7 protein-coding genes are annotated in these 9,577 nt (G+C 72.6%); 1 reads left to right on the top strand and 6 read right to left on the bottom strand.

The annotated features are described in order from the left end of the window. Positions 1-589: 589 nt before the first annotated feature. The 4 genes from ACGFZW_RS35030 to ACGFZW_RS35015 all read right to left on the bottom strand — a co-directional run bounded on the left by ACGFZW_RS35030 (position 590) and on the right by ACGFZW_RS35015 (position 5,550). A complete protein-coding gene (locus tag ACGFZW_RS35030) occupies positions 590-3,172 on the bottom strand; it encodes a HelD family protein (RefSeq protein WP_393897358.1) in 2,583 nt (860 codons plus the stop codon). 229 nt (positions 3,173-3,401) lie between these two features. Continuing rightward, positions 3,402-4,151: an anti-sigma factor family protein gene (locus ACGFZW_RS35025; RefSeq protein WP_393897357.1), complete on the bottom strand. Its 750-nt coding sequence runs from the start codon at positions 4,149-4,151 to the stop codon at positions 3,402-3,404. After that, complete coding sequence (locus tag ACGFZW_RS35020; RefSeq protein ID WP_393897356.1) at positions 4,148-4,687, bottom strand: sigma-70 family RNA polymerase sigma factor; 540 nt, start codon at positions 4,685-4,687, stop codon at positions 4,148-4,150. Before ACGFZW_RS35020 ends, ACGFZW_RS35025 begins: the two co-directional genes overlap by 4 nt. Before the next feature lie 101 nt (positions 4,688-4,788). Next, entirely contained in the window at positions 4,789-5,550 is a 762-nt protein-coding gene (locus tag ACGFZW_RS35015) for a CGNR zinc finger domain-containing protein (protein ID WP_393897355.1), read from the bottom strand. Between the two features lie 226 nt (positions 5,551-5,776). On the opposite strand from ACGFZW_RS35015, the gene ACGFZW_RS35010 reads away from it, so the two are divergent. Next, positions 5,777-6,571, top strand: coding sequence for a class I SAM-dependent methyltransferase (locus ACGFZW_RS35010; protein WP_393897354.1), 795 nt, complete (start codon positions 5,777-5,779; stop codon positions 6,569-6,571). A 43-nt stretch (positions 6,572-6,614) separates the two neighbouring features. Here ACGFZW_RS35010 and ACGFZW_RS35005 read toward each other — a convergent pair whose 3' ends face one another. Both ACGFZW_RS35005 and ACGFZW_RS35000 read right to left on the bottom strand, forming a co-directional pair. Further along, a complete protein-coding gene (locus ACGFZW_RS35005; protein WP_393897353.1) occupies positions 6,615-7,847 on the bottom strand; it encodes a uroporphyrinogen-III synthase in 1,233 nt (410 codons plus the stop codon). 166 nt (positions 7,848-8,013) lie between these two features. Further along, positions 8,014-9,432 (bottom strand): nitrate/nitrite transporter, encoded by a 1,419-nt coding sequence (locus tag ACGFZW_RS35000; protein ID WP_393897352.1) that lies wholly within the window; start codon positions 9,430-9,432, stop codon positions 8,014-8,016. Positions 9,433-9,577: the final 145 nt, after the last annotated feature.

Raw genomic sequence — 9,577 nt, 5'->3', positions numbered from 1 at the left:
GACCCGCCGGAGGACTCCACGGCCGTGGTGAGCTGGCTGACGGCGGTGCCGCTCGCGGGAACTTCCAGTCGCACCGTCATCGAATACGAGACGCTAGGCGCCGTTGCCATGGCCGACTTCCTCTGCTTTCCCTGGATTCACTCTGCACATCGCTCCGATACCTGATAGTGCAGGTCCGGAGCGTGTTGGTCGATCGTCCCACCTACCAGCCGGTACACGGTAACCAGCTACAAATTTCGGAAGAACTCTTCCACCATACGAGAGAATGCGGTTCGAGGGGAAGCCCCTCCCCCTGCACCGCCCCTGAGCGGCCGCTCAGGGGCGCGGCTCCGGGGGCGCAAAACGACTGCGGGCGCCCCTCCCGTGGGAGAGACGCCCGCAGTTCCGCTAGGTGGCACCGACCCGCCATGCTCGCCTCGCGGCAAGTGGTCGCTCGTAGCGACGATGGTTGGGCCCGGGGGCTTGGATCGAGCCGGTGCCGTCACCCAGGCTAACAAACCATCCCCGGAAGCGAATCCCGTCCCGGGCGGACGATTTCAAGACCCCTCGGACGGCGGTCCGCGCCTGCTCGCGCGGGCCGCCGTACGGGTCAGTCCCGCAGCAGGTCGGGCACCCCGTCCGCGTCGGGCTCGTCGCGCTCCGCGGAGAGCACCGTCAGCTGCTGGGTGGCCCGGGTCAGGGCCACGTAGAGCACCCGCAGACCGGCCGGGGACTCGTCGGCGATCTCGGCCGGCGAGACGACCAGCGTCGCGTCGTACTCCAGACCCTTGGCCTCCAGCGAGCCCAGCGCGACCACCCGTTCGCCGAGTCCGGCGAGCCAGCGGCGCGCCTGTTCGCGGCGCTGCATGGCCACCACGACGCCGACGGTGCCGTCCACCTCGCCCAGCAGCCGCCCGGCCTCCTCGACGGTGGCTCGTGCCAGTGCGTCGTCGGCGGCCGCGCCCCGTGCGCCGTCCGTGGTGGCGAGCGCGAATCGCGGCGTCAGACCCGTGGAGCGGACCGCCTTCGGCGATTCCATGCCGGGCATCGCCAGCGCCAGCACCCGGGCGGCGAGTTCGGCGATCTCCGCGGGGTTGCGGTAATTGACGGTGAGTGTGAAGCGCCGCCGGGGGCGGGATCCCAGTGCCTCGTCCCGGGCGAGGGCCGCCTCGTCCGGGTCCGACCAGGAGGACTGCGCCGGGTCACCGACGACGGTCCAGGTGGCGTGCCGGCCGCGTCGGCCGACCATGCGCCACTGCATCGGCGTCAGGTCCTGCGCCTCGTCGACGATGACGTGGGCGTAGTCGGCGCGCTCCTCCTCCAGCCGCTCACGGCGGCTGCGGCCGCCGCCGTTGCGCTCGGCGTAGGTCGACAGCTCCTCCAGGCCGGTCAGGTGGTCCAGAGGGTCGGCCTCGCGCTGACGGGCCGGACGCGCGGGCGCGCCGAGGATCAACTGCAGCTCGTCCAGCAGGGCCACGTCGTGTACCGAGAGCGGGCCCCGGCCCTCCGCCGCCTTGCCTCCGCGTCCGGCCGCGGAGCTTGCGTTCGCGGTGTCCGCGGCGTGCAGCCGCCGCAGCGAACGGGCGAGCTGGCGGACCTCGCGCTGGTTGAGGACCCGCCGGGCCCAGCGGCCCAGCAGGCGCTCGTCCGCCATCGCGGCCAGCACCCCGCGCGGGGTGAGCTCGGGCCACCAGGCGTCCAGGAATTCCTGGAAGTACGGCTCGGTGGTGAGGTCCTCGTCGAAGCCCTGCCGGGCCTCGGCGACCAGCTCGGGGTCGGTGTAGCGGCGGGCCGCGCCGGACTTGGCCCACAGTGCGTCCAGGATCAGCCGCCGGGCGCGCGGCCGCAGCAGGTTGACCGGTGCCGTACCGCTGAGTGCGGTCTGGCGGATGGCGCGCAGTTCTTCGGCCTCCAGCTCGATCCGGCCGCCGAAGGCGACCACCCGTAGCCGGGTGGGCGCGGTGGTGGCGGGGCGCGAGGGTCTGGAGCGGGTCCTGCGGCCGTCCCGCCCGCCGTCGGCGGGCCGGTCGGCGCCGGTGTCGTCCCCGGCGGCCGCGAAGAGGTCCTCCAGGGACAGCTGCGCGTCGGCTTCCGCGGGCCGGGCCGCTGCGGGCCGGGAGTCCTCCGCGGGCTCCGCCGCTCCCCCGGCGGCCGTCTCCAGCGCTCCGCGGGCCGCCTTGCGCAGCAGCTTCTGCATACGGCTCGACCCCTTGATGCGGGCCACCGCCGGCGGGTCGTAGGCGGTCGCCTCGGCGCCGTCGACCAGGGAGCCGAGCGACCGGATGGCGACCTGTCCCTCCTCGCCGAGCGAGGGCAGCACGCCCTCGGTGTAGGCGACCAGCAGCGGCGTCGGGGAGACGATCAGGATGCCGCCGGCGTAGCGGCGGCGGTCCTGGTAGAGGAGGTAGGCGGCGCGGTGCAGCGCGACGGCGGTCTTGCCCGTGCCGGGCCCGCCCTCGACCTCCGTCACCGACGCGGCGGGGGCCCGGATGACCATGTCCTGCTCGGCCTGGATGGAGGCGACGATGTCCCGCATGGTGTGGCTGCGGGCCCGTCCCAGGGCGGCCATCAGCGCGCCGTCGCCGATCGCCGGCAGCTCCCGGCCGTCCAGCGTGGCGGTGACCTCAGGACGCATCAGGTCGTCCTCGACGCCGAGGACCTTGCGGCCCTTGGAGCGGATGACGCGACGTCGTACGACCCGGCCGGGGGCGACCGGGGTGGCGCGGTAGAAGGGTGCGGCGGCGGGCGCCCGCCAGTCGATGACCAGCGGGGAGTAGTCCGCGTCGAGGACGCCGAGTCGCCCGATGTGCAGTGTCTCGGCGATCGCGGCGTGGCCGTCCTCGATGGCGCCGTCGGCGGGTTCGACGGAGGTGTACGCGCCGTCCGGGCCCTTCTTGCCGTCCTTGCCCAGGAGCAGGTCGATGCGGCCGAAGAGAAAGTCCTCGTACTCGGAATTCAGGCGGTGGAGATGGACGCCGGCCTGGAAGACCTGTGCGTCGCGCTCGGCGAGGGCGCCGGGCGTGCCGACCTGCCCGCGCTTGGCGGCGTCGTCCATCAGGAACTCTGCCTCGTGGATCTTCTCCTCAAGGCGCCGGTAGACGCGGTCCAGATGCGTCTGCTCGGTCTCGATCTCGCGGTCGCGAACGGAATCCGAAGCGTGATCCGGCGCGTGCGTGGCGTTCTGCGCGGCCACCCAGGCCCCCTTCTGCTGTGCGTAGGGCAGCCGTCAACCGTACGCGAACCGGGCACCGCGCGCACCTGGCCATACGGACAAAAAGGGACGTGTTCGGTCGGATGTTGACTCAGGCATCGACTTCACCCCCGGGGAGGCCTGCCGGGGTGCCCCGTTCGGCCGAGAGCCGGCCCCGACCGCGGCGTGCCGCGGCGCCCGAACCTCGGCCGCCGGGCCCGCCGACGGAGGCTCAGACGTCCACCGTGGCCAGTCGTTCGCCCGCCAGGGTGCGGATCTCGAACCGGTCGATGTCGCCACGGCCAAGGGCCGCCCCGCCCGCGGCGTATAACGGCTGCCGGTTCCACTTGGCGGCGCTGTCCTTGATGCCGTATCCGCCCGGGGGCACCGCCCAGGTGGTGACGGTCTGGCGCCTGCCGTCCTTGCCGACGGCGACCAGGTCGCAGGTGAGCGGGCCCTTGACGTTGGCGAGTTCGAGGACGATCTGCGTACCCCAGGGCCGGGGCGCCATGGACACGCCCGCCGCGACCTTGGTGTCGGGATCGACGGATGTCACCCGCTCGCCCTCGGCGTACTGGGCGCGGACTGCGTTGGCGAGCGGCGGCACGGCCTCGGTGCCGGTTCCGGATTCGGCGGAGGTCATGGAGACCGCGGCGAGCGGCCCGCCGATGATCAGTACGGCGGCCGCGGCGACGAGGTAGAACCTGCGCCGGCGCCGGGCGCCGCGGGCCGCGGCGACCTCGTCGAGCAGGCCGTCCAGGACGCCTGGCCCCGGGGTGGCGGTGACGGTCTGCGGGGTCGGGGCGGACTCCTTGAACTCGGCCAGCAACGGGGGCAGGCCCATCAGTTCCTCGAGTTCCGCCGCGCACCGGTCGCAGCCGGCCAGATGCACCTCGAACCGGTCCGCGTCGGCGGCGTCCAGGACGCCCAGCGCGTAGGCGCCGACGTCGGTGTGCCGGTCCGGCTGCGTGGGCGGGTTCACTCCGTCACTCCTCGTTCCTCTAGCGAGAGCTTCAGGGAGCGCAGGGCGTAGAACACCCGGGACCGCACGGTCCCGGCCGGCACCCGCAGCACCGCCGCAGCCTCGCTGACCGTACGCTCCTTGAAGTACGTCTCGACGAGGGCCTCTCGGTGGGCCTGACTGAGGTCGCTCAGCGCCTCGGAGATCGTCATCAGGCGCAGCGCCCGGTCGATCACGTCGGCCGCGGGCATCGTCTCCAGCGGGGTGGGATCGACCTCCTGGGGCCGGGCCTGGCGGCTTCGGTGTCCGTCGATGACGATCCGCCGGGCCACCGTCACCAGCCACGGCCGGATCGAGCCGGTCGCGCGCTGCAGCTGGTCGGCGTTGCGCCAGGCGCGCACCAGCGTTTCCTGCACCACGTCCTCCGCGCGGTGCCGGTCGCCCGCCACCAGCCGCAGGACGAAGGCGAGGAGCGGACCCGCGTGCTCGTCGTAGAGGGCTCGCATGAGCGCCTCGTCTGGTGTCGTCCGGTCTGCCACGACGGCATCCTTGCGCACTCCAACTCCCGGGTCGATAGCGCGGATCACCGGAGCGGGCCGGGGACCATGCCACGGATCGGACTTGCGGAGAGGAGTACGGGCCAAAGGGGCGGGGCGACTCACTGTCCGGCGGAAAATTTTGCGCCAGCGGCAGAAACGGCGGAAGGGGCGGAAGCCGCGGCGGGGGAGGAAGCCGCGGCGGGGGCCGGCGGCGCGGACGTCGAGGGAGCGGCGGGAGGGGTGGCTGCCGGGCCGGCGGCCCTCCCGGAGGCCCCGCCCGGGGGCATGCCCGGGGGCGCGCCCGTGCCCCGCCGCCTCGACCGCCTGCGGTGCCGCGCCACCCGCTCGCGATTGCCGCACACCTCACTGGAGCACCACCGCCGGCGCCGCCCGCGGGAGGTGTCCAGATAGACCAGGGAGCAGTTCTCGCCCGCGCACTGCCGCAGTTGCCCGCGGGCCGCCTCGTCGGTCAGCAGCGCGACGGCGTCCCGCGCGACCGCGGCCAGCAGCCCGGCGCAGTCGGGCGGGCCGGAGAAGGTGCGGGCCAGACTCCCATCGGCGGTACGCAGCAGGCGCACGGCGGGCGGATCCGCGACCTCGGCGGTAGCGTTGAGCAGCGTCAGGTCGGCGTCGGCCGCCCGGTCTTGGAGTTCGTCGTGCACCACGCGGCGCAGGAGCTCGCGCAGCGTCCTGAAGCGGGTGACCCAGCCGCCGTCGACGGCCTCCAGCGGGACTCCGGGTGGTACCACCCCCGCGCCGACCAGCCAGGCCGTCAGGTGCTCGGGCCCGGTGAGCCGTTCGGCCGGGGTGCCGCCGGTCGTGGCCACCAGGTCCAGGCAGATCCGCCCGCAGTCGAACCGCAGGTCGTGAGGCGCCGCCATGTGCCTGTCACTCCTTAGAGAACAAACGCGTGTGCCCCAAGAGTGCCCGGCGCGGCGGCCGCCGGGAACCCTCCGGGAGTGCCCACCACGGAGGTGCGCCGCAGGTGGACACATCGAGTAGACACTGCATGTATACCTCTCAGGTATAGTCCGCGGCGTGGCGTCCGGACGGCCCTGCCGACCGCCGCGCCCTGCCCCTTCCGGCCCCACCAGGACGAAGGTCTCCATGTCGCCGAAATCGCTGCTCAGGAACCGCGCCAGCCTGACCCACAAGGTCGCCTACGCGATCCGGAACCCGGCTCGCGTCACCCCCTACCTCAGGCGCACCGCACGCGACACCTGGCTGCGCGTCAAGCACCCCCGTCACGTGGACTACTACCGCGCGGTCATGGCGTCCGACGCGGCCCGCAACCCGGAGGCCGCGGTCGGCAGCCGGAGCCATGAGCGCTGGCTGGCGCTGGGGGAGATGCAGTTCGACTACCTGATGGAGCACGGCCTCAAGCCCGTCCACCGGATGCTCGACATAGGCTGCGGCAACCTGCGGGCAGGCTGGCGCTTCATCGAGTACCTGGACACCGGCAACTACTACGGCATCGACATCTCGCCGGACATCCTGATCTCCGCGAAGAAGACCCTCACCACCTACGGACTCCAGGCCAAGCTGCCGCACCTGACCCTCACGCACGACCTCACGCTGGACTTCCTGCCGGACGGCCACTTCGACGTCGTGCACGCGCACAGCGTCTTCTCCCACTCGCCGGTGGAGGTCATCGACGAATGCCTGTCCCACGTCGGCCGCATCCTGGCACCCGGCGGCTTCTTCGACTTCACCTTCGACCGGACCGAGGGCGCCGAACACCAGGTCCTGCGCGAGGACTTCTACTACCGGACCGAGACCCTGCTGCGGCTGGCACGCAAGCACGGCCTGGAGGCGCGATTCATGGAGGACTGGGAGAAGCGGCCGCACGGCCAGTCCAAGATCCGCGTCAGCAACGCCGACAACACCGACAACGCGGCCTGACGCGCGCCGCGGCCGTCACCGCGGGCACGCTCCGAGCGGGCCGTCAGACGCCGTCGTACTTGGCGGTGTCCGCGTGCGGGTCGAGCGAGAGCCGGTAGCCCCGCTTGACCACCGTCTGGATCAGCTTCGGCGCGCCCAGGGCCACCCGCAGCCGGGCCATCGCTGTCTCCACCGCGTGCTCGTCCCGCCCCGCGCCCGGCAGCGCCCGCAGCAGGTCCGCGCGGGCCACCACCCAGCCGGGGCGGCGGGCCAGCGCGCGCAGCAGCGCCATACCGGCCGGGGGCACCGGCCGCAGCTCGCCGTCCACGACGACGGCATGCCCGCGGATCTCGATGCGCCGCCCGGCCACCGGCAACGACAGAACCCGGCCGGGGAGTTCGCGGCACAGGACGCCGACCATCGGCCCCAGCCGGAAACGCTCCGGCTGAAGGGTGGGCAGATCATGCGCCTGGAGGGGCAGCGCGGTGACCGGTCCCACGCACACCGACAGCACGTCCTGGCGCAGGGCGGCCAGCACCTCCTCCTGGATGCCGCGCTCCTCGGCACGGCGCAGCAGCGACGAGGCGGCCGGGGCGCTGGTGAAGGTGACCGCGTCCACGCCGCGTCCGACCACCGCGTCCAGCAACCGGTCCACGGGAGCGATGTCCTCCGGCGGCATCCAGCGGTAGACGGGGACCCCCACGACCTCCGCGCCGTCGGCCCGCAACGCCTCCACGAAGCCCGGCAGCAGCTCCCCGTGCAGCTGGATGGCCACCCGGCGCCCGGAGACCCCCTCCTCCAGCAGCCGGTCGAGGACCTCGGCCATGGACTCGGACGCGGGTGACCACTTCTCGGTCAGCCCGGCGGCCCGGATCGCGCCCTTCACCTTCGGCCCGCGCGCAAGCAACTCGACGCCGGCCAGCCGGGCGAGCAGTTCCTCGCCCAGCCCCCACCCCTCGGCGGCCTCGATCCAGCCGCGGAAACCGATGGCGGTGGTCGCGACCACCACGTCCGGCGCGTCCTCGATCAGGCCCCGGGTGGCGTCCAGCAGCTCGGTGTCGTCCGGCAGCGGGACGATACGCAGCGCGGGTGCGTGCATCACCTGGGCGCCGCGGCGCTCCAGCAGCGTGCCCAGCTCCTCCGCACGCCGCGCTGCGGTGACACCGACGGTGAATCCCTCCAGCGGCCGTACGGTCTGCGCGGCCTCCCGCGGGATCTCCGGCCCGTCCCCGTCGCCCGGCTGCGGCTGCTGGTCGCCTCGCTGCTGTGGTTGCTGCTCCTGCTGTTGATCGTGCATGGTCGTCCCGCTCCGCCCAGAGTGGTGTGGTGCATCGTGCGTACGCGCTCCCTCAACGCCGCGGCTCGGGCGAGAGGGGTCCGAAGGTGCCGAGCCTGCCAACACCACGTGACAGGCCCGGTCACCCAGTATTTCCCAAGTGTTACGGCGCGTCCTGCGGCGCGTCTCACACCTGTGCGTAGACGGGCCGGGCGGCCGCCTCTCCCGCGTCCGCGCCGGTCTCCGGACCGGCCGTGGGCACCCCGCGCCGCGGCCTGCGCAGGTATACGGCCCAGGTCACCGCGCAACACACGGCATAGAAGGCGAGGAAGGAGACGAACGCCGGGGTGCCGGACCCCGTCATCTGGAACGACTGCCGGAAGGCGAGGTTGATGGCCAGCCCGCCGAGCGCGCCCACCGCGCCGATCAGCCCCATGGCCGCTCCCGAGAGGCGCCGCCCGTATGCCGCGGCCGCCTCCCCCGCGAGCCCCCGCCGGACGGCCTGGGCCTGGAAGATCCCCGGGATCATCTTGTACGTGGAGCCGTTGCCGAACCCGGTCAGTACGAACAGGGCGATGAACCCCACGAGGAAGACCGGCAGCGAGCGCTCCGCCGACGCGAAGATCACCACGCCGGTGGCCGCTCCCATCGCCACGAAGTTGCCCAGCGTGATCCGGGCGCCGCCGAACCGGTCCGCGAACCGCCCGCCGATCGGCCGCACCAGCGAGCCGAGCAGCGGCCCGATGAACGTCAGGGACGCCGCCTGGAGGGGCGTGCGCGCGAACTGGTTCTGCAGCACCAGGCCGAAGGCGAAGCTGTAGCCGATGAACGAGCCGAACGTGCCGATGTACAGCAGCGACATGACCCAGGTGTGCGGCTCCTTGGCCGCGTCGCGCGCCGCCCCGGTGTCGTTCGTGACCGGCCCGAGGTTGTCCATGAAGAGCGCGGCGAGCACCGCGGCGACCACGATCAGCGGCACGTAGACGGCGAGCACGATCCGCGGGTGCGCGGCTCCCGCCGTACCGATGACCAGCAGGCCGAGCAGCTGGATGACCGGCACGCCGATGTTTCCGCCGCCGGCGTTCAGACCCAGCGCCCACCCCTTCTTGCGCAGCGGGTAGAAGGAGTTGATGTTGGTCATCGACGAGGCGAAGTTACCGCCGCCGACGCCGGTCAGCGCCGCGACCACGATGAACGTCGTGTACGAGGTGCCCGGCGTCATCACCAGCGCCGCGGCGGCCGTCGGCACCAGCAGCATCAGCGCGCTCAGCACCGTCCAGTTGCGCCCGCCGAAGCGTGCCACCGCGAAGGTGTAGGGCACCCGCAGCACGGCGCCCACCATCGTCGGCATCGCCACGAGGAAGAACTTCCCGGCCGGGTCGACCCCGTACTCCGGACCCATGAAGAGCACCATCACCGACCACAGGCTCCAGATGGAGAAACCGATGTGTTCGGAGAGCACCGAGAAGACAAGGTTCCGCCGCGCGATCTTCTCGCCCGTCTGCTTCCAGAAGCCCTCGTCCTCGGGATCCCACCGCTCGATCCACCGGCCTCCTCTCCTCGTTCGGCTACCGCTACCGGTCTCTGCCGCGGCCTCGGCCGTCATCGCGCCTCCCAGGGGTCGTGTCCTCTCCCTCGAAGCTAGGTACGGCGCGTTTCCGGCCCGTGCCGACAGGTGACCACGGCGAAACCTTGCACTCACGCCTTCCGTGGCCGCGTGGTGAGCCGTCCTGCATCGGACAGGCGGCGGG

The organism is Streptomyces sp. NPDC048248 (genome assembly GCF_043201875.1).
Classification (GTDB): domain Bacteria; phylum Actinomycetota; class Actinomycetes; order Streptomycetales; family Streptomycetaceae; genus Streptomyces.
This window is presented reverse-complemented; position numbering and strand designations above follow the sequence as displayed.

Coding starts and splice junctions, on each gene's coding strand:
- ACGFZW_RS35015 (WP_393897355.1), bottom strand. CDS start 5,550: ATGGCGGCGCCTCACGACCTGCGGTTCGACTGCGGGCGGATCTGCCTG.
- ACGFZW_RS35010 (WP_393897354.1), top strand. CDS start 5,777: ATGTCGCCGAAATCGCTGCTCAGGAACCGCGCCAGCCTGACCCACAAG.
- ACGFZW_RS35005 (WP_393897353.1), bottom strand. CDS start 7,847: ATGCACGATCAACAGCAGGAGCAGCAACCACAGCAGCGAGGCGACCAG.
- ACGFZW_RS35000 (WP_393897352.1), bottom strand. CDS start 9,432: ATGACGGCCGAGGCCGCGGCAGAGACCGGTAGCGGTAGCCGAACGAGG.